21 protein-coding genes are annotated in these 18,700 nt (G+C 60.6%); 2 read left to right on the top strand and 19 right to left on the bottom strand.

Features of this window, described 5'->3' with window-relative positions; all coding sequences use genetic code 11:
• Positions 1-88: 88 nt before the first annotated feature.
• Positions 89-496 (bottom strand): hypothetical protein, encoded by a 408-nt coding sequence (locus KF691_14820; GenBank protein ID MBX3390718.1) that lies wholly within the window; start codon positions 494-496, stop codon positions 89-91.
• A gap of 163 nt (positions 497-659) precedes the next feature.
• On the opposite strand from KF691_14820, the gene KF691_14815 reads away from it, so the two are divergent.
• Positions 660-2,372: a DUF3459 domain-containing protein gene (locus tag KF691_14815; protein MBX3390717.1), complete on the top strand. Its 1,713-nt coding sequence runs from the start codon at positions 660-662 to the stop codon at positions 2,370-2,372.
• A gap of 6 nt (positions 2,373-2,378) precedes the next feature.
• On the opposite strand, the gene KF691_14810 is transcribed toward KF691_14815, so the two are convergent.
• The 7 genes from KF691_14810 to KF691_14780 all read right to left on the bottom strand — a co-directional run bounded on the left by KF691_14810 (position 2,379) and on the right by KF691_14780 (position 8,288).
• On the bottom strand, positions 2,379-2,834 hold the full coding sequence (locus tag KF691_14810; GenBank protein MBX3390716.1) for a hypothetical protein: 456 nt from the start codon (positions 2,832-2,834) through the stop codon (positions 2,379-2,381).
• Between the two features lie 146 nt (positions 2,835-2,980).
• Positions 2,981-3,730, bottom strand: a complete 750-nt coding sequence (locus KF691_14805; protein MBX3390715.1) for a hypothetical protein — start codon at positions 3,728-3,730, stop codon at positions 2,981-2,983.
• Positions 3,731-3,750: 20 nt separating this feature from the next.
• Positions 3,751-4,458 carry a PAS domain-containing protein gene (locus KF691_14800; protein MBX3390714.1) on the bottom strand — a complete coding sequence of 236 codons (708 nt, stop codon included), beginning with the start codon at positions 4,456-4,458 and terminating at the stop codon, positions 3,751-3,753.
• A 93-nt stretch (positions 4,459-4,551) separates the two neighbouring features.
• A complete protein-coding gene (locus tag KF691_14795) occupies positions 4,552-5,727 on the bottom strand; it encodes a bifunctional methionine sulfoxide reductase B/A protein (GenBank protein MBX3390713.1) in 1,176 nt (391 codons plus the stop codon).
• Between the two features lie 190 nt (positions 5,728-5,917).
• Positions 5,918-6,319, bottom strand: coding sequence for a hypothetical protein (locus tag KF691_14790; protein ID MBX3390712.1), 402 nt, complete (start codon positions 6,317-6,319; stop codon positions 5,918-5,920).
• Between the two features lie 21 nt (positions 6,320-6,340).
• Positions 6,341-7,843, bottom strand: coding sequence for an FAD-dependent oxidoreductase (locus KF691_14785; protein ID MBX3390711.1), 1,503 nt, complete (start codon positions 7,841-7,843; stop codon positions 6,341-6,343).
• An 82-nt stretch (positions 7,844-7,925) separates the two neighbouring features.
• A complete protein-coding gene (locus tag KF691_14780; protein ID MBX3390710.1) occupies positions 7,926-8,288 on the bottom strand; it encodes an RNHCP domain-containing protein in 363 nt (120 codons plus the stop codon).
• 336 nt (positions 8,289-8,624) lie between these two features.
• Here KF691_14780 and KF691_14775 point away from each other — a divergent pair, with 336 nt between their 5' ends.
• Positions 8,625-9,218: an HdeD family acid-resistance protein gene (locus KF691_14775; protein ID MBX3390709.1), complete on the top strand. Its 594-nt coding sequence runs from the start codon at positions 8,625-8,627 to the stop codon at positions 9,216-9,218.
• A 50-nt stretch (positions 9,219-9,268) separates the two neighbouring features.
• Here the strand turns inward: KF691_14775 and KF691_14770 are convergent, their stop codons facing one another.
• The 11 genes from KF691_14770 to KF691_14720 all read right to left on the bottom strand — a co-directional run bounded on the left by KF691_14770 (position 9,269) and on the right by KF691_14720 (position 18,661).
• On the bottom strand, positions 9,269-11,644 hold the full coding sequence (locus KF691_14770) for a phosphoketolase family protein (GenBank protein ID MBX3390708.1): 2,376 nt from the start codon (positions 11,642-11,644) through the stop codon (positions 9,269-9,271).
• Positions 11,645-11,657: 13 nt separating this feature from the next.
• Positions 11,658-12,905, bottom strand: coding sequence for an acetate/propionate family kinase (locus KF691_14765; GenBank protein MBX3390707.1), 1,248 nt, complete (start codon positions 12,903-12,905; stop codon positions 11,658-11,660).
• A 123-nt stretch (positions 12,906-13,028) separates the two neighbouring features.
• On the bottom strand, positions 13,029-14,024 hold the full coding sequence (locus KF691_14760) for an endonuclease/exonuclease/phosphatase family protein (GenBank protein MBX3390706.1): 996 nt from the start codon (positions 14,022-14,024) through the stop codon (positions 13,029-13,031).
• A gap of 96 nt (positions 14,025-14,120) precedes the next feature.
• Positions 14,121-14,780 (bottom strand): DUF3313 domain-containing protein, encoded by a 660-nt coding sequence (locus KF691_14755; protein MBX3390705.1) that lies wholly within the window; start codon positions 14,778-14,780, stop codon positions 14,121-14,123.
• 47 nt (positions 14,781-14,827) lie between these two features.
• The gene (locus KF691_14750) at positions 14,828-15,298 is read right to left on the bottom strand and encodes a DinB family protein (GenBank protein MBX3390704.1); all 471 of its coding nucleotides are present in this window, start codon (positions 15,296-15,298) and stop codon (positions 14,828-14,830) included.
• 13 nt (positions 15,299-15,311) lie between these two features.
• Positions 15,312-15,938, bottom strand: coding sequence for a DUF2585 family protein (locus tag KF691_14745; GenBank protein MBX3390703.1), 627 nt, complete (start codon positions 15,936-15,938; stop codon positions 15,312-15,314).
• A 32-nt stretch (positions 15,939-15,970) separates the two neighbouring features.
• The gene (locus tag KF691_14740; protein ID MBX3390702.1) at positions 15,971-16,372 is read right to left on the bottom strand and encodes a nuclear transport factor 2 family protein; all 402 of its coding nucleotides are present in this window, start codon (positions 16,370-16,372) and stop codon (positions 15,971-15,973) included.
• A gap of 24 nt (positions 16,373-16,396) precedes the next feature.
• Positions 16,397-16,807: a VOC family protein gene (locus tag KF691_14735; GenBank protein MBX3390701.1), complete on the bottom strand. Its 411-nt coding sequence runs from the start codon at positions 16,805-16,807 to the stop codon at positions 16,397-16,399.
• Positions 16,808-16,876: 69 nt separating this feature from the next.
• Positions 16,877-17,845 carry an arsenite methyltransferase gene (arsM, locus tag KF691_14730; protein MBX3390700.1) on the bottom strand — a complete coding sequence of 323 codons (969 nt, stop codon included), beginning with the start codon at positions 17,843-17,845 and terminating at the stop codon, positions 16,877-16,879.
• Positions 17,842-18,291: an arsenate reductase ArsC gene (locus KF691_14725; GenBank protein MBX3390699.1), complete on the bottom strand. Its 450-nt coding sequence runs from the start codon at positions 18,289-18,291 to the stop codon at positions 17,842-17,844. The genes arsM and KF691_14725 overlap by 4 nt, the downstream gene beginning before the upstream one ends.
• Complete coding sequence (locus tag KF691_14720) at positions 18,278-18,661, bottom strand: helix-turn-helix transcriptional regulator (protein ID MBX3390698.1); 384 nt, start codon at positions 18,659-18,661, stop codon at positions 18,278-18,280. Before KF691_14720 ends, KF691_14725 begins: the two co-directional genes overlap by 14 nt.
• Between the last annotated feature and the right edge of the window lie 39 nt (positions 18,662-18,700).

The raw sequence follows: 18,700 nt of genomic DNA, 5'->3' as shown, positions 1-18,700 counted from the left end.
GCATGGAATAAAGAAAGGAACCGATTCGCGCGAGCGGCCAGTGGGAGGGGCCGCCATCAACTCGCCTCTTCGGCGGCGTATCGATCTGCTAGACGATCAGCGCGCAATGCTGGCGCAGAAGCGAAGTCGCGGGTCTGACAACCGTGCGCTGGATATCAAAAGCTGCGTGGGCCGCCTCGTCCGCCCGCTCGGCGATCGGAACGCCCCACACGACGGGAGCGACAACCGGGCTTGCCTTTGCGATCGTCGAATCCGGCGGCAGAGGAATCGCCTGCAGCCCGAGACCGGCGCAATTGTGATGTCTCGGTTGATCGCCGGGGACTGACTCGTGGCAGCCGCCGGTTGTCTCGGATTTGCAGCAGCCGCAACTGTCGCCGCACAACGACATCGCTCCGGAGTCCGACTTCGCAGCCGCCGAAGCGCAGAGGCAAACCGGACCGCCCAGAGCGAGGGCAATCGCGAGCAGAAGACGGAAAATGATTGAGCGTGCGAGCATGAGATTGCGTCGTCCGATCAATTCATAATAGCTCGGCGGTCGCGACGAAGTTCGTTCCGCGCAACGGCCACGATTGATGAACGCGGTCGTGGACACTGGGCAGCCGGTGCACGGTTCGTGCGGCGGGACAGACGTATCGTCCGCGATCCTCTACCCTTCCACCATGCGAACCACCGTCCTTGCTCTGATTGCGGGCGTTTCGATGGCGTGTCCGGCGTTCGGCCAGGCGACGACCAATCCGTCATCTGCTTCAAAGAAGCCCGGGCTCGCCGATCGCTCGGGCGAGCGCATGGACAACTGGTGGAACGAAGCGGTGTTCTATCAGGTGTTCGTGCGTTCATTCAAAGATTCGGAGCAGGGGCCGCTCGCGAACGACGGAATCGGCGACTTCGCGGGGCTGATCGAGAAGCTCGACTACATCAACGACGGTGATCCGAATACGACCACTGATCTTGGCGCGACCGCACTCTGGCTGATGCCCGTTTTCGAAGGTCCGACGTACCACGGATACGAGACCAGTGACTACTACAAGATCGAGAGCGAGCACGGAACCAACGCGGACTTCAAGCGGTTTCTCGACGAGTGCAAGAAGCGTGGGATCCGCGTCATTCTTGATCTCGTGCTCAATCACACTTCGAGCCAGCATCCGTGGTTCAAGAACGCGGCCGATCCGAAAGATCCCAAGCACGACTGGTTCATCTGGTCGAACAGCAAGCCGGCGTGGAAGGGTCCGTGGAATCAGGAAGTCTGGTTCAACGCGGCCGATGCGGGGGGCAGGCGGAGCACCGGCGGCGGAGGCCCGTACTACTACGGCATTTTTTCGAGCCACATGCCCGACCTGAATTACCGCAATCCCGAAGTGACCAAAGAGATGTGCAAGGTCACGGAGTTCTGGCTCAAGGACTATGGCGTGGATGGATACCGGCTCGATGCGATCCGTCACCTCATCGAAGACGGCCAGCAGCAGGAAAATACCAAGGAAACGCACGACTGGCTCCGCAACTGGCACACGTTCTACAAGTCGGTAAATCCAACTGCGTTTACGGTCGGCGAAGTCTGGACCGACACGGCGACGATCGCGAGCTACGTGCCGGATCAGCTTGACACTTGCTTTGAATTCGATGTGTCTTTCGCGACCATCGATGCCGTGAACAACGCGGACGCGAAGCGGCTGCGCGACGCGACGATGAATGCGTGGAAGGCGTACCCACGCAATCAGTTCTGCACGTTTCTGAGCAACCACGACCAGACGCGCGTGATGACGCGCTTCGGCGATGATTTCACGAAAGCAAAGCTCGCGGCGAGCCTGCTCTTCACGCAGCCCGGAATCCCGTTCATGTACTACGGCGAGGAGCTCGGCGTGGTGGGGGACAAGCCCGACGAGAATCTTCGCACGCCGATGCAGTGGACGGCGGGCGCGAACGCCGGATTCACGACCGGGAAGCCGTGGCGTGCGGCGAACGCCGATGCTTCAACGAAGAATGTTCAGGCCGAATCGTCCGATCCGAACTCGCTGCTGAGTTTGTATCGCCGATTAATACGGCTGCGTCGGGACAACCCAGCGCTCGCGAAAGGCGATTACACGGCGCTCGAAGCGAGCGACAAGTCGGTGTATGCGTTCGCGCGGACGGAAGGCGACCAAACGATCATGGTCATGGCAAATCTCTCGGACAAGCCCGTGCAGGGATGCCGCGTCCGCGCGGCATCGGGCCCGTTCGCCAAGGTCGCGCCGCCCCGCGAACTGCTGCAGACCGGGGCCCAGATCAATCCGGCCCCGCCGCGCGTGGTCGGAAAGGGCGGCATCGCGGACTACGTTCCGGTCAATCAGCTCGGACCGAGGAGCGTGTACGTTCTAGAAATCTCGGGCACGAAATAGGGGGCGCTATTTCTTCCGCTGAGGAGGCCGTGCCGCAGGAGGCGGCGCGGTCGGAGCGGACTCGGGCTCTTCTTCGAAGAGCTGCTTCTTCAATTTTTCCAGCGACGCGACAACCGCTTCAGCTTTGTCGTCTTTTGCCCGGGCGAGCATGCCGTCGAATAGTTCTTCGGCGTAGGCACCCTCGTCAAACGTGCTTTGGTCGCGCGTCGAGCGGAATCGCCCGCCGGGCGCAAACTTCACCTTGTAGCTGTGCTCGAAGACTTCGTCATGCGTCACATCGACAAGCCAGTCGCAGTAATCCTTGTTCGCTGAGTAGCAGTCGCACTTCTCAACGAGCGCGTGCGCCTCTTTGCGATAATCGTCGCTGACCCGGCTCTTCTTCAGATAGACATTTCCGATACCGGCCAAGAGCGCGATCAGCAGAACGATCGCGCCACCAATCGATCCCACCCGTCCGAACATGGCAGAGTCTCCTCGGCTTGAACGTTCCGACCGCGTTCCCCGGTGGCGCGCGATTGGCGGAACAATTTAGCAGAGGATCAATCGTCGCACAACACGGAAACGTCCATCCACAGAATTGTGGACTCGAAGAAAGGTTCGATAAGAAACTAGACCCGCTCTTTTTCCGCGTCGGCGATCCGTAGTCCGGCCCTCTGAGCGACGTTTGCAAGCTTTACTCGGTCGTCGATTTTTAGTTTGCGGCCGATGTTTTCGCGGTGGGTGTTGATGGTCTTGACCGAGCGGTGCAGCAGCTTTGCGATTTCTGCCGCGGCAAGGCCCTGACCCAGGAGCGCGAGCACCTCGAGTTCGCGGCTTGTCAGAACATCGAGGGCGCCGAGTTCGATGACCTCGCTATCGACTTTGTCGAAGCCGTCGGTGCGGGTCAGTTCTTCGGCCTTTCCTTCGCCGCTGACGCGCTTGGTAATGACGAGGAAGCGGCGGGGCATCGGGCCGCCGTGCTGTTCACCGGGTTCCATGGAGTCTGCCGCCTCGGCTTCGAGCGGGTGGATCCACGAGTACTGCTGTCTTCCTTCCCAGATCGAACGCAGCTGGACCGGCTTCTTGGTGTCGCCGGCGTGCTTCAGCAGTTTCAGGCGCTCTTCCACCCATGGCTTGGGGTACATGTCCGCAAGATTCTTCCCGATGGTGTCGTGGGACGACTTTCCTTCACCAAAGAACATCTTGGCAATCTGCGGGTTTGCCCAGAAGATGTGTCCGTCCTCGCCGACAATCGCGACCCCGATCATGGGGTCGGCTCCGATCGCTGCAAAAACCGCCCTTAGCTCAGCGGGCGCAACGCCCTCTGGAAGCGAAGACTCCGAACCCGTGCCGTGGGAAGGGTGAAAGTCGGCGTGCATGAGGGAAGCATACCACGGTCTCAGGCTCTTTCCCGAGTGGCATCTGTAAGGCGGAGTCCGGCTCTTTGCGCAACCGCGGCAAGTTTTACGCGATCGTCGATTTTCAGCTTTTTGCCGATGCTCTCCCGGTGCGTATTGATCGTCTTCACAGACCGGTGGAGCACGGAGGCGATGTTGGCAGCCGAAAGTCCTTGCCCGAGTAGCGCGAGAACTTCGAGCTCGCGCGTGCTTAGAACGTCGAGAGCGCCGAGATCGATAACCTTCATGTCGAGCTTTTCGAAGTCGGAGGTGGGGAACATGTCCTTGGCGTTCTCGTCACCACGAACCTTTCGGCTGATCGTCAAAACCTGATGTTCACCTGTTCCTTCGTCTGCTTCGGCAGAGATGACCTGTGCCCATGTGTAGATTTGTTCGCCGCGCCAGATCATGCGAATGAGAGCCGATTTTCCGCTGGCGGCGCACTGATCGATCACCGAGGCCACTTCGTTTGCGAACGATTCCGGATAGATTTCCTTGAGTTTGCGTCCGATGGCCTGTTCGGGTGTCGCGTCCGGCCCGCGGAACATTCTCGAGAGTTGCGGGTTGGCCCAAACCACCGCGCCGCCGGGACCGAAGATCGCCACGCCGCTCATCGGGTCCGATCCGAGCGCAACACCCAGCGCTTGAAGCTGAGCCTTCCCGAGAGCGCCCCCTGTCCCAACGGCTTCCTTTTTTGGGCCGGTGGTCATGCGCTCATTCTACAAAATCGAGGAGCGCGAAGACGACTCAGGAGCAAATAAACCGCTGATAAACATTCCTTCATCGCACCGCGTACGGCGAGATCAATCGTCGTCGGGCGCAGGGATCGCGCAGTGCCCGCCGTGCTTCAGGTGGTAATCCTGGTGGTAGTCTTCCGCCATCCAGAAACCGCCGGCGTCACCCGACTCCTTCGCGAGTTCGATCGTGGTAACGATTTTGCGGGTCCGGTATTTCGGTTTTGCGCTCTGTTCCGCGATGAATTTCTTCGCTTCAGCCAGTTGAGACTCATCCGATGCGAATATCGCGCTCCGGTATTGGCGGCCGTGGTCCGGCCCCTGCATGTCGAGCTGCGTCGGATCGTGAAACTTGAAGAACTTCGCGAGCAGTTCGCGGTAGGTCACGCGCGCCGGGTCAAACACAATGCGCACGGTCTCGGCGTGTTCGGTGTCGGTGTAGCAGACGTCTTTGTATGTGGGGTTTTTGACGTGCCCGCCCATGTATCCGCTCACCACGTCGATGACGCCCGGCACCTGCTGAAACAAATCTTCCGTTCCCCAGAAACAACCGCCGGCGAAGTAAGCGGTTTCAGTCTTCACAGGTCGGCTTGCCGCCGGCAGGTCGAGCTTGCCGCCTGTCATCTCCACAAATTCGAGGGACACGCTGTTGACGCAGTAGCGAAGCCCGGTGGGATCCGGTCCGTCTTCGAAGACGTGACCCAAGTGCGCTGAGCATCGTGTGCAGAGGATTTCGATGCGCTCCATTCCGTAAGCGGAATCCTTGAGATAGGCGACATGGTCGTTGTCGAACGGCCTGAAAAAGCTCGGCCACCCCGTGCCCGAATGGAATTTGTGATCACTCGTAAAGAGCGGCAAGCCGCAGAGGCGGCAGACATACGCACCGTCTTTGTGGTTGTCGGTCAGATTGCCGCAGAAGGCACGCTCGGTTCCCTTTCCGAGAATGACGTCGCGTTCTTCCGGTTTGAGTTTCTGCGCGAGGTCGTCGATCTGCTTCTGCGTGAGAGGCGTGAGGTCGTAGCCGCTCTTGGAGTAGCGAGGTCCGTCGATTTTCTTTTCTCCGGCTTTGCTGATCATGTCTTTGAGAGTTCCTTTTTCATCGGAGGTTTCGCCGCTCTTTGCCGGGAGTGCGGCATTGCCGTATCCGTAGCCGGCATCGGGCCCGCCCGCCTTTGCCAGGTAGAAAATCCCGCCTGCGATCGTTGCGGAAGCGAGGAACAGAACGGTCATCCGAAGAATGCGCATAGTCGTTTCCGCTGGCAAGGTCCGCGAAGCACGCGCCTCGGGGTTCGTGGAACCCTTGGTTTCCGGTACGTCTTCGATGCCGGATGGGTCTTGGATGGTGCACCTTCGTTTCTGATTTGCTGCAATTCCCGATCGTGTGCCAAACGCTGTTTTTGGGGCGTGAATGCCGGATCGATTGCCGAAAAACCGATCATTCAGGAAATGTTGCGAGATCGGGCTCGATCCATGATTCCCGGGCCTGCGCCGACATGATCCTTGCTCGGGAATAGAAAACCCGCATCAGCGAAACGCAGAGCAAGTGGGGATGCTGGGTGAGGAATTCTTCGGGACCCGAGAGCGGGCCGAATGTCTTCATCGCGCTGTGGATGACCCGCATCCAGGCGACGGTCAGGGTTTCGTGGTAACCGCCCGACGGCGTGTTCTCGACTCCCTTGGCTTTATTGAAACGGAGAATTCCGGAGCGCATGAGGTTGATTGCTTCGGGGAGCGGGTGTGTTCGCAGATAGAGATAGGCGACGGTGAGGTGCGCGCGATGCGTGTATTCCTCCTTGGGGATTGCGCATGATTCGAAGTTTGCGAGGGTGATTTCCATGGTGTTCGCTGCAAACTGTCGTCAGGAAGGCGCGCGTGCCGCGGGCGAAAAGATCGCGTTTGCCGCGGCGACACCGGACTGCAACGCGCCCTCCATGTAACCGATAAACGCGTAACTGCAATGCTCGCCCGCGAAGTGAAGCGGGCCGACGCCGCGTGCAAGCGCCGGGCCGATGCTTGTAACCTCGCCCGGAGCGGGAAACGAGTAGCTGCAGCGTGTCCATTCTTCGTGAGGCCAGCCCATGAATCGTGAAGCGACGAAGTTGGCTTTGTAGCCCGGATAGAAGCGCTCGAGGATGCCGGCAAAGTTCGAGTCGCGTGTTTGCCGGGCCCAGTCAAGCGTGTGAACTGAGCCCGGGCCGCCGTTGAAGCCGACCAGACAGGCTTCAGGGCCGGCGTTCTGCCCATCGGTCCCGTCCCAGGTTTGTTCGACGTCAAGATCGCTCAGCGCGTATTGAGAGAGATTGTCGTCCCGCCAGAATCGGCGCTTGACGCGCGCGAGGTACTTCGTGTTCGATCCCGTCTGCGGCAGCAAGTCCGGCGGGAGTGCGGGATCAAACGCAATACGGGCCCAGGTGGGAGGAGGCGTCGCGAACACGATGTGATCGCATTCGATCATCTCGCCGTTCGCAAGAAAGACTCGCGTCGGCATGCGTCTGTCGGTGTTGAACGCGCCGCGTGTGTCGATCGAAGTCACGGGCGTGTTCAAACGGATGCGACCTGCGCCGATTGCGTCCGCGAATCGCCGCGCCAGAAGATCATTCCCGGAAAGTGTGCGATAGGATTCGGTTTCGGTCCAGAATTTTTCGAGCCCACCGCCTTTCACGCACGCGAGCTGCGCCAGCAGGCTCATTCGCGACGGATCCTGCCCGTTGTCGGAAGAGAGCAGCACCCAGCAGGCCCGCTTGGTCAGCGCATCGACATCAAGGTCCTGAATCCACTCATCGATTGTCTTTCGATCGAGTTCGTTGGCGCGCGCACTCAGCCATGGCTGGTTCGAATCGATGTCTTTCGCGAGCGAGTTCATCCGGCTCAACGCCGCGTTCATGCTCTCCCACAATTCGGCGGCCCGATCAAAGTCGAGTTTTTGGCCATCGATCACAATCGGATCGCGTGTTCCCTCACCCTTGCTCACATCGGTGAGCTCGATATCGAATTCCCTGGCGAGCGCGAGCCAAAGCGGGTGATTGGCTCCGATGAGTTCGCCGCCGCCTTCGACTTTCTTTCCGGGCACGAAATCGCGAAGCGTCAGCACGCGCCCTCCGATGCGGTCGCGCGCTTCGAACACGGTGACCCCCGCTCCCGCCCGCGAGAGTTGATACGCGGCGCACAGACCAGCGAACCCCGCGCCGATCACGACCACCTTTTCTTTAGAGGCCTTGTTCGCGATCGACTTGGGACCGGAGGCGCAGGCGGGCAGCAGGAGCGCAGCGCCCGCCGCGGCAGTCGCACGAAGAAACGCGCGACGCGACTCATCCGTCGGTCGTTCGCCAAACAATCCGTGCAATCGCGAATAGATTGTCATAATGTTCAGCCTCCGGGCACACTATCGCATATCCGAACGGATACGCGCCGCATTCTGGCTCCCCTGATGCTCGGGTGATGGACTACCCGCTTCTTCCGCGAAATCCATCCAGCGGAAAGGCGGGATTGGCGATCGGGCGCAGCGCCAGCGCCAGGAGCGAACGCTCCTCGTCGTCGCCGGCGACCCGGTTTGTCCCGATCATGCCGCAGCCCGTGCAGCGGTGGATGATCGCCCATTCGCCGTCTTGGCGGACTTCGATGGCGATCGGCTCCATGCCGCTGCGGCAGGCGCACGCGCGGTCTCCGGGTTCATCATCCACGTGGCGCGACCAGAGGCAAAGCGGGCAGTGGTTTCGATGCCTGGTTCCCCACGCCTGAACGGCGACCGGGGCGTTGCAATGAATACAGGTGAAATCGTTCGATTCAATTCTGCTCTTGTGAGACATTGGTGAAAGCAACCGTGCAAGCCGACGGGCCTTGGCGCGTCGGAAGACTGAGAATCAAGATTCCCGGTTGGATCCAACCCGCGGCGGGTGCGCGCGTACACGCCTCTCCGGAGCCGAGACGCTCTGGAGATTGCGATCTATTGCTCGTGTTCGGAGGCGAAGGGCGCTTCCGGGGGGCAGATCGCGGCCACGGGGGTTGGATCAGACAGTTGCTGCCATCAAAGAAACTGTAGCACGTGCCGCGAGTGGACAAATGTTGTCTGTTGTGCCGGCTTCCGGCCGATGCGATACTCATTCGGAGCCTGTGTGGTGGCTCTCTGACAAAAGGAGTCCCCCATGACGCAGCTCGCTTCTGCTCCCGCATCCGCAGCGACCGCTCCCCACGTTCACGCATTGGCCATGGGTTGGAAGTCGCTGCTGGTGCGCGGCATTTGTGCGATCATCTTCGGCGTGATCGCGGTCGCGGCGCCGATCGCGACGCTGGGCACATTGATCTGGCTCTTCGCTGCGTTTGCGATCGTGGACGGCGTGTTCGCATTTGCCGCCGCGATCTCCGGACGCCTGCGTGCCTACGCACCGACTTGGTGGCTTGTGCTCGTCGGTGTCTTCAGCATCGTGGCCGGGCTGACGATCTTCGCGTATCCGGCGCTCTCGGCGCTTCTGATGCTGACGTTCATCGGGGTGTGGGCGATCTTCCGAGGGATCTTTGAGGTCGTCGGCGCGATCCAACTGCGAAGAGTTATCAAGAACGAGTGGGCGCTCATCATCGGCGGGCTCATCGATATCGCCTTCGGTGTGTACGTGCTCGCATTCCCGGGGCAGGGGGCGCTCGCGATGGTGGTCGTGCTCGGAATCTTCGCGATCATTTCCGGGTTTTCGCTCATCGCTCTCGCCATGAGGCTCAAGAAGCACGCGGTGGCAGCGCACTGATTCGTGAATGAGTTTGCTTTCGCCGCAGCACTTTGGGTTCCATCGTTGCATCAAGGAACTCGTTTCGCCGGGTTCCACTTCCAATCTCGAACTTCGGGCATGTCTTCGCCGTGCTGCTGCACGTAGCGCGTGTGCTCGCGTCTCTTTTCGGCCATTCGCTGAGCGAGGTCGTCCCCCGGCGTACCGAGCGTCCCGATTCGCCGCACCGCATCCATGACGAGGTGATACCGGTCCATGTCATTCAGCACGACCATGTCGAAGGGCGTCGTGGTCGTTCCTTCTTCTTTGTATCCACGCACGTGGATGTTGCTGTGATTCGTGCGCCGATAGGTCAGGCGATGAATGAGCCACGGATAGCCGTGATAGGCGAAAATCACCGGCTTGGTCTTGGTGAAGAGCAAATCGAAGCCTTCATCGGACAACCCGTGCGGATGTTCTGATGGTTGCTGAAGGCGCATGAGATCGACGATGTTGACGACTCGGATCTTGAGGTCGGGAAGATTGTCGCGGAGCATCATCGTTGCCGCGAGAACTTCGAGCGTGGGGGTGTCGCCGCAGCACGCCATGACCATATCGGGCTCTCCTCCGTGGTCGGTGCTCGCCCAGTCCCAAACGCCGATTCCGGCCTTGCAGTGCGCCGCGGCGGAATCCATGTCGAGCCATTGCTGCGAGGGCTGCTTGCCCGCGACGATGACGTTCACGTAATTGCGGCTGCGCAGGCAATGATCGGTGATGCTGAGCAGGCAATTCGCATCGGGCGGCAAATAGACGCGGATGACGTCGGCCTTTTTGTTGACGACATGGTCGATGAACCCCGGGTCCTGATGGCTGAACCCGTTGTGATCTTGCCGCCAGACGTGCGAAGAAAGCAGATAGTTCAGCGACGCGATCGGCTTGCGCCAGCCGAGTTTGCGAGTCACTTTCAGCCACTTGGCGTGCTGATTAAACATCGAATCGATGATGTGGATGAACGCTTCGTAGCACGAAAACATGCCGTGACGCCCGGTGAGCAGGTATCCCTCCAGCCAACCCTGGCACTGATGCTCGCTGAGCATCTCCATGACGCGGCCATCGCGAGAAATATGCTCGTCGGTCTTGAGGATTTCGGCTGCGGACATCCGGCCGGTGACTTTGAAAAGTGCCTGCCATCGATTCGATGAAGTCTCATCCGGGCTGAAGACGCGAAAGTTCGCTTCCTCGGCGTTCATCTTCATCACGTCGCGCAGGAATTCGCCTTGGATACGCGTCGATTCTGCGATCGCGCCGCCCGGAGTCTCGACTTTCACGGCGTACTTGCGGAACGATGGCAGCCTGAGATCCTTCAGAAGCATGCCGCCGTTGGCATGAGGATTCGCGCCCATGCGCCGATCGCCCTTGGGCGCGAGTTCTGCGAGTTCGGCGATGAGCACGCCGTTCCCATCAAAGAGCTGATCGGGCTTGTAGCTCTTCATCCATTGTTCGAGCATCTTGAGATGCCTCGGATTGTCGCGAACGTGGGACAGCGGAACTTGATGCGAGCGGAACGAGCCCTCGACCGGAAGGCCATCCACGACCTTCGGTCCGGTCCAGCCCTTCGGCGTGCGCAGCACGATCATGGGCCACTTGGGTCGCTGCTTGAAGCCGGTCCGGCGCGCCTTGCTCTGGATTTTGCGGATTTCGGACAGCACCTTGTCGAGCGTGCTCGCCATGAGCTTGTGCATCTTCGCGGGGTCGCTACCTTCGACGAAATAGGGCTCGTGGCCGTATCCGCGCATGAGCGCCTGCAATTCGGCCTTCGGGATACGCGCGAGAACAGTGGGGCCGGCGATCTTGTAGCCGTTGAGGTGCAGGATCGGAAGAACCGCGCCGTCGCGCGCCGGGTTCAAAAACTTGTTCGAGTGCCAGCTTGTTGCCAGCGGCCCGGTTTCGGCCTCGCCGTCGCCGATCACACACGCCGCGATGAGATCTGGATTGTCAAAAACCGCGCCGTACGCGTGCGAGAGGGCGTATCCGAGCTCGCCGCCCTCGTGAATCGAGCCCGGTGTCTCTGGAGCGACGTGGCTGGGAATGCCTCCGGGAAAGGAAAACTGCTTGAACAGCCTTTGCATCCCGGCCTCGTCCTGCGAAATGTTCGGATAGATCTCGCTGTAAGTGCCTTCGAGATAGGTGTTCGCGACCAGTCCGGGCCCGCCGTGTCCGGGCCCCGTGACGTAGATGACGCTCAGGTCGTCGCGTGCGATCACGCGGTTGAGGTGGACATAGATGAAATTCAGACCGGGAGTTGTTCCGAAGTGACCGAGTAGGCGCGGCTTCACGTGCTCGAGCCGGAGCGGTTGTTTGAGCAACGGGTTGTCGAAGAGATAGATCTGCCCGACCGAGAGGTAGTTGGCGGCACGCCAATAGGCGTCCATCCGACGGAGAAGCTCGGGTGTCGGCGGCTTGGGCATCTTCAATTCTCCTTCAGCGGCGCTCGCGGACCAGCCTGGCGACGTGCCGCGCGATCATAACTTCCTCATCCGTGGGAATCACGCGGACGCACACGGCGGAGCGCCGATCGGATATGAGCGGCTTATTCGAGCGATTTGCCTTGGCGTCGAGCCGGATGCCGATTCCGGACAGGCCATCGCATAGCCCGGCGCGAATTTCTGGTGAATGTTCACCAATCCCGCCGGAAAACACGAGCGTGTCGATGCCGCCGAGGGAGGCGATCATGGCCCCGAGTTGGCGCCGTGCCGACCAGCAGAACAAGTCGATCGCATCGCCGGCGCGCCGATCGCGATCACACCGCTTGAGAAGTTCTCGAACATCGTTGCTCGACCCCGAGATGCCGAGCAGCCCGCAGCGCTTGTTCAAGAACTCGGTGAGAGCGCGCGGATCGAAGTGCTCCCTTTCGGCGATGTGAATGACCGCGCCGGGATCAAGGTCGCCGGGTCTCGTGCCCATCATGAGCCCCGCCAGCGGCGAAAACGCCATCGTCGTGTCGATCGAGCGTCCGTCCAAAACCGCCGCCATGCTCGCACCGGATCCGAGATGCGCGAACACCACGCGCCGGCGCTTCGCTGCGAATCGCTCCACCCGCGCGAGTTCTCTTACGAGGAATTCGTACGAGATTCCGTGATATCCGTATCGCCGAACACCCGCGTCAAAGAAACGCTTCGGAATCGGCAGCAGCGTCGCGAGCCGCGGCATCGTGCGGTGGAATGCCGTATCGAGGCACGCAACCTGTGCCATGCCCCTAAATTCCCTCTGAAATGCTGCAATCAGCGCGAGTTCGGCGGGGAGGTGCGCGGAATCAAGTGACGAGGCTGCGTCGAGCTTGCGCAGAAGCGGCTTCGTCACAATCTGGTGGTCGGGAGAATCCGAACCGCCGAAGACCAGGCGGTGTCCGATTCCAAGGAGCGGAGCGTCGCACGACAGTGCTCGCAACTCCTTTGCGAGCAGCGAGGCAGCTTCCGCTGGAGAGATCGCGCCGATGGAGCGAGCGCTCTCCGAGGTCCCCTTTGCTTCGAATCGGCGAATCACGAGCCGGGTGCTCGCCGCGCCGAGCCGCTCGATCAGGAGCGAGGCGATCCGGTCTGGCTCTTGCCTCACACGAAACACCGCGGCCTTGATGCTCGAAGAGCCGCCGTTGATCGCAAAGACACAAGCATCCGGCGCGAGCGACCGGCTTTGCGAGCGCCTTCTTGAAATGACTCGTCCGGTGCTCATGTCAACGCTTCGACCCTTCAAAAGAGATCGTCCACCACCAGAACGGCGCGCCGACATAGGAATGAGGCGCACACCAACGTCCGTTCCTGTACGACAAGAGTACCGAAGCCGAAATCTGTGTGTTCAGCGTCCGATTTCGGCGAACAGCGGCAGGTGGTCGGATGCGATATCGCCCCCGACTCTCGCCGCGGAGCACCGAAGCCCACGAACGAGAATGTGATCGATTGGCATCGGGACGAGGCCGGCGAGTCCGCTTGAGGGCCAAGTGCCGATCCACCCGCGCCCGGCGATACCAGCCGTATCGAGCGCTCCCGCGGCCGCGAGTTCGCGCAGATTGTCACTCCGATCGGTGCTGTTGAAATCACCCGCGATCACGACCGCGCGGGTTTCGCTCTTCAACCAGTCGCAAAGCCAGCGAGTCATCGCGCGCTGTTCGGCAAAGTATTGAAGATGGATGGGAGGCGCGAAGTGGACGTTCTGCAGAACAATCGGTTCGCCGTCGTGCTCGATGATCGCTCGAACCTGCGGATCCCAAACACCGACCTCGCCTCCAATGCGCCCTTCCAGCCCATTCGGCGCACGGATGGATCGATGGGGATACAGGTCGGGAACTTCGAGGAAAGGGAATCGCGAATAAATCGCGGAGCCGAACGCGTGATCTCGAAGGCCCTCGGCGACGTTGGGGTATCGACCCGCGAGCAAGGGGATCAGCCTTCTCGCTTTCGCTGGTGTGTACTCCTGAAAGAAAATCACGTCAGGATTCAACTCGATGATCCGGCGCGCGAGCACATCCACGCCGTCGTGCCCGACGAGCAGATTGGCGGTCATGATGTGTAGCGGCGAACGAATGGGCGAAGGTGAGGGACGCATCAATGACCACGCCATCGGTCCGAGCGTCCACCCCAAAAGCGGCGCCGCGATGACTGCGACCCTCCAATTCCGCAGAACAAGCAGACCGATGATCGCGAGCGCGGCGACAATTCCCAGGTGTGGTTCGAAGGTGAGCACGAAGAACGACGCCGCTCCGAGAAGACCTCGCGGGGCAGAAGATTCGATCCAGGCGCTCGGAATCACGTTTGCGAAGACGATCGCGCTCGAAACGAGAATCAGCGTCGACACGCAGGCTGCGACACACGTTGGTCTCGCACGCGGGAGTCGTGATTTCATTCCCGGCCTTACGCCTCGTTTCTACCAAGGTTCGATCGCAAAGTGTGCCTATTTCGCCATAATGAGCCAGCGCCCGAGCCGTGCCGCCCAATTCCGAAAAACCAGCTTGGTGTCCGCATAAGGGTCTTTGACAACGCCGGGTTCTCGGGTTTTGACGAGTGACGAGTCGATCGCAGAGGCAAGCGGTTCGCCAGTCAAAGAATCGACAATCTCCATCTCTGCGGCGGCACCGCCGTCCCATCGGAACCAGTCGTTGTTCGGACCTGCGGAACGCGCCACTTCCGTAATTGCAGTCTTCACGCGCGCCGTTTTCGGCGCGGGGACCGTGATGACCGGATAGGTCGCCTGCAAGATGTCCACGATCTCGTACCGGAAGTCAGCGGCGAGCCGTTGCTTGTCGTGTTCCGTGATCGGGAAGCCTCGCGAACTCTCGCTCGGGATCACGATCACAGGATCGACGATGAATCGCTTGTATTGAGAAAGTTTCGGAGAACTCCAAACGAGCGTGCCCGGAAATTCGGGCGAAGGTTTGAGCCTCGCGTAGTCGGAAATCAGCCCGGAGTGCCGCGGCGGCGGGAGGGTGTTGACATCGAGCGGCTTGGGTTCGCCCAACGTGTTGGTCTCGGCGCGGCTCCCCGAGGACTTCGGCGTTTCGGAGCAGCCGACGAGTACGAGGCCGGAAACAAGAGCGATGCGGAGTGCGAGCATGAGGAGTTCCGGAATTGGGTGGAGCGTCGATCGTTGGAGATACAAGCCTACTCGATCGGCGCGAGCCCCTGCAGCGCCCGCAGATAATTGATCTGGCCGAAGTGATAGGAATCGTGCGGGAGAAAGTGGCTGATGGCGTTCATGTGTTCGGCCGACGTGTCGTTTGAAGCAAGTGCCGCCCCGATTCGCTTCTGGGATTCGACGAACCGCGCCCGTGCCGCGGCCCAGGCGCCTTCCGAGGAGTCGGTGATCTCAGGGAAATTCTCGCGCTCCAGCACTTCCTTGGGAGTTGTCTGGCCGTTCAATTTGCGCAGCCAATGCTCGCGCCACAGGCACATGTGCAGGACGATCTGCCAGATGGAATGGCGCCGCGAAGCGCCGTCGCTCGTCGGGGGTTGCCACGAGGCTTGTGACGCCGAGAGTCCTTCGATCGACTTGGACCACGAGGCTGCCCAGAGACCTTGCGTGAAAGCGTCGTTCCAGAGTTTCGAGATGAATTGGGGCGCGGTTGCAGACATGCAGAGACTCCGATCAGTGCAGATTCGGGGGTGTTTGCCATGCTTTGATCGACTCGATCGGATGCACAAGCATGACCACATTGAGCGTGAGATTGTCGCGGATCCAAAGCAGCGTCACGACCTCGAGTGCGACGAACAGAATCAGGGTGCGCCGTACGCCGATTTTGGATGCGATGAAAAAGCCGAATGCGCAGGACAAGATGTCGCCCAGCGAATTGCCGATGCTGTCCCCGTCGTAATTGAGGGAGGCGGTTTGCGCCCGGTAGCGCTCGATCACAAACGGCGTATTTTCAAGGACTTCCCACCCAGTCTCGAGTGCAATCGCGCCGAGAAACCACCAAGTTGGAGTAAATGCTCTTTGCCAGTGTTCGGGAAGCGCGCCATGCAACCACCGGAAAGCTATGAAGAAAAGCAGGCCGTGCGAAACATGAGAGAACGTGTACGCGTCAAGAAAATGCTGCGAGCAGTGCATCGACCAGACGTCGGTAACCCACGGGGATGGATTACCGCAGGCGCACCACCAGACGCGACCCATCATGCGGAGCCCGACAATTGCGACCCCAACGAAAACAAGAGACATCGCGAGCGGCACGCGCCAAGCGTCATCGAAGTCTTGCGATCTCGGTGCCAACTGCGCCATGATGAAGCGTAACACTCCCCGGCAGCGTGGCTTCAGGGGTCCCCTCGGCCGTAATGCGACACCGATCGACGAATGAGGAGCGATTCGGTGAGGAAGAAAATCTCCGCCGATAGTTCGCCCCCGGGAGGCGTGTCGTGGCTGTGGCGCCGGTAGGTCAGGATCACCGACTCCAGCCCGGTCGCGAGATCAGCGGGTTCGAATCGGAGCGAGGGGTTGCGATCGAGCGCGCGCTGAAAATAGCCTCGAAGGTCGGGGATTCCCTTGATCGACGGTTCGTCGCCTTTTCCGATGGCGTCGTTGTATCGCTTGATGAATGGTGAGTTGTGCTCGATCGAAGCGTCGTAGCACGCGAGAATCGCATCGATATCGTGGGAATTCCACGCGGAAAACCAGCGGCTTGCGAACGAGCGTGATTGTTGGGGAGTGAGCGCCATGGTTGTGCTTCTCTGGGAATGCGATCAGGAGGTGCGCGGACCGACCGAAGGCTGGATCAAGTCCCACTTGTTGCGATAGAGATCGAGAAAAACCGCGACAGTTCCGAACGCCTCGCGCCGGGGCTGCGAAATGAACGTGACGCCGCGCGAGGTGTAGAGATCAAAGTCCCGCGCGATGTTGTCGGTGTGCAGAAAGATGAACACGCGTCCGCCGGTCTGATTGCCGACCGAATCGAGCTGCTCCTTGCTCGCGGCACGGGCGAGCAGAATCGCCGGCGAAGTCGCGGACGGAGGAGACGGCGGCTGCACGCGCACCCACCTTTTTCCTGCGCCCATGTCGGTATCTTCGAGCAGCGTGAAGCCGAGTTTGTTGCAGAAGAAGGCGATCGCTTCGTCGTAGTCCCGAACAGTGAGCGCGAATTGGGCGATGTGCATCGCGCAGAGCGTACACGCCGAACACAGCGTCCGGCGACCTGCCGGGCAGAGCCGTCGGCCCTTCCGCGATTACGGCTTGCGAGCCGAGACATCCAGGCTCGTGATGTAGTCCGAAGGTTTGGAACCCGCCGGCAATTTCGCGATGATGGCTTTGTAGAGCGGATCTTGCCAGTCGGTCATGGAATCGATGTACTGACGCTTCGGAGTCAGGATGATGTCCCCGAGGCCGACCGACGCCGCCATCGCCCGGGTTTCTTCTATGAGCACCGCGCCCGCAACGCAGCCGACGAGCGCCTCGATGTCGGATCGCACCGAATCCGGCAGCGGCCGCACAAGCGCCAAATCGGACACGGCGACTCTGCCTCCCGGTCTCAGAACGCGGGCGATCTCTTTCCAGACCCGCGGCTTGTCCGGCGAAAGGTTGAGCACGCAATTGGAAATCACGACATCCACCAAGCCATCCGCGACCGGAAGGTTCTCGATTTCGCCGAGACGGAACTCCACATTGTCGAGCCCGGTTTGCGCGCGATACGACGCGGCATTCGCGCGAGCCTTGGAAAGCATGTCCGGCGTCATATCCACGCCGATCACACGACCATTGGCTCCAACCTTCGGGCCCGCGACGAAGCAGTCAAATCCGCCACCCGAGCCGAGATCGAGTATCACCTCGCCCGGTTTCAGCGAAGCGATCGCGGTTGGGTTGCCGCAGGACAACCCCATGTTGGCTTCGGCGGGTGAGGCGGACAGATCGGAAGCGGAGTAACCGATCGCGGCGGCCAATTGCTCCGGAGAAAATGTCGCCGGGCCGCAGCAACCGCCGGCGGGCGAGCAACAGGTTCTCGCCTCCTGCCCGGCCTTTGCTTCTTCGAGCATTGCCGCACTTTGCGCCGCAGACCATCCGCCGGCATTTGCGATTCGCGCGTAGCCGGCTCGCACATGCTCGCGGAGCACATCGGCCGAAACCGTGGAGGACGACTTTGCTTCCGTTTCGGCGCAGCAATCCGGGCCGCAGCAGGACTTGTTTTCTTCATTTGTCACGTTCGAGCCTCCTTCAGATTCAATTCGAGCAGCCGCGGTCGCAGCTCGGCAACAAACTTGGCGATCTCGTCGCGGACACGCCGGTAATGCGGCAAAGCGTCTTCATCGGAACGCGCACCGTTCGCCAACCGCGGCGGATCTTCGAACGGCACATGAAGAACACGCACTCCGGGAACGACCGGACAAGATTCATGCGCGGAATCACAGACCGTGATGATCACCTCCGGCGTTGGAACCTCTGCGAGAGACTTCGAAAAGTGTTTCGAAATATCGATCCCGACTTCCGCCATCGCTCGCACCGCCAACGGATTCAAACGCTGCGGATGAGTACCTGCGGAATACGCGCGGACAATGTCGGCAAGCATGGCGCCGGCAAACCCCTCTGCCATCTGGCTCCGGCACGAGTTTCCGGTGCACAGAAAAAGAATGTTGCTAACAGCAGCCACCGGAGGTTTCCTTTCTGGTTGGGCGACACTGTTCGATCGCGACGGCGAGCGCGCGGAAAATCCCGGAGAGGTGAGCGAACCGCACGGAATACGTCACGGTGCGACCGGACTTCGTGGCTTCGAGCGCGCCGGCCCGCGCCAGGATCGCGAGATGTCGCGACACAACCGAGAAGTCAACCGAGCAGCACTCCGCGACCTCGCCGACCGAGCAAGAGCGGCCGCACTTGGCGATACACGCGAGCAGCGAGATGCGAGTGGGATCCCCGAGCGCCCGGAACAACTCGGGCGTCAGCAGCTCGTCGATGGGTGCGCAGCAGGAGGCGGCCTGCTTCGGGGAAGCGGGGCGGTGTTTTATGCGTAGTTGCGTCATTATGCAAATAATAGGCTCCATCGCAAGAGCCGCCTGCGC

Source organism: Phycisphaeraceae bacterium (assembly GCA_019636555.1).
Lineage (GTDB): Bacteria > Planctomycetota > Phycisphaerae > Phycisphaerales > UBA1924 > JAFEBO01.
The sequence above is the reverse complement of the archived record's forward strand: the minus strand, read 5'-3'. Positions and strand labels throughout refer to the sequence as shown.

Coding starts and splice junctions, on each gene's coding strand:
- KF691_14820 (MBX3390718.1), bottom strand. CDS start 496: ATGCTCGCACGCTCAATCATTTTCCGTCTTCTGCTCGCGATTGCCCTC.
- KF691_14815 (MBX3390717.1), top strand. CDS start 660: ATGCGAACCACCGTCCTTGCTCTGATTGCGGGCGTTTCGATGGCGTGT.
- KF691_14810 (MBX3390716.1), bottom strand. CDS start 2,834: ATGTTCGGACGGGTGGGATCGATTGGTGGCGCGATCGTTCTGCTGATC.
- KF691_14805 (MBX3390715.1), bottom strand. CDS start 3,730: ATGCACGCCGACTTTCACCCTTCCCACGGCACGGGTTCGGAGTCTTCG.
- KF691_14800 (MBX3390714.1), bottom strand. CDS start 4,458: ATGACCACCGGCCCAAAAAAGGAAGCCGTTGGGACAGGGGGCGCTCTC.
- KF691_14795 (MBX3390713.1), bottom strand. CDS start 5,727: ATGCGCATTCTTCGGATGACCGTTCTGTTCCTCGCTTCCGCAACGATC.
- KF691_14790 (MBX3390712.1), bottom strand. CDS start 6,319: ATGGAAATCACCCTCGCAAACTTCGAATCATGCGCAATCCCCAAGGAG.
- KF691_14785 (MBX3390711.1), bottom strand. CDS start 7,843: ATGACAATCTATTCGCGATTGCACGGATTGTTTGGCGAACGACCGACG.
- KF691_14780 (MBX3390710.1), bottom strand. CDS start 8,288: ATGTCTCACAAGAGCAGAATTGAATCGAACGATTTCACCTGTATTCAT.
- KF691_14775 (MBX3390709.1), top strand. CDS start 8,625: ATGACGCAGCTCGCTTCTGCTCCCGCATCCGCAGCGACCGCTCCCCAC.
- KF691_14770 (MBX3390708.1), bottom strand. CDS start 11,644: ATGCCCAAGCCGCCGACACCCGAGCTTCTCCGTCGGATGGACGCCTAT.
- KF691_14765 (MBX3390707.1), bottom strand. CDS start 12,905: ATGAGCACCGGACGAGTCATTTCAAGAAGGCGCTCGCAAAGCCGGTCG.
- KF691_14755 (MBX3390705.1), bottom strand. CDS start 14,780: ATGCTCGCACTCCGCATCGCTCTTGTTTCCGGCCTCGTACTCGTCGGC.
- KF691_14750 (MBX3390704.1), bottom strand. CDS start 15,298: ATGTCTGCAACCGCGCCCCAATTCATCTCGAAACTCTGGAACGACGCT.
- KF691_14745 (MBX3390703.1), bottom strand. CDS start 15,938: ATGGCGCAGTTGGCACCGAGATCGCAAGACTTCGATGACGCTTGGCGC.
- KF691_14740 (MBX3390702.1), bottom strand. CDS start 16,372: ATGGCGCTCACTCCCCAACAATCACGCTCGTTCGCAAGCCGCTGGTTT.
- KF691_14735 (MBX3390701.1), bottom strand. CDS start 16,807: ATGCACATCGCCCAATTCGCGCTCACTGTTCGGGACTACGACGAAGCG.
- KF691_14720 (MBX3390698.1), bottom strand. CDS start 18,661: ATGACGCAACTACGCATAAAACACCGCCCCGCTTCCCCGAAGCAGGCC.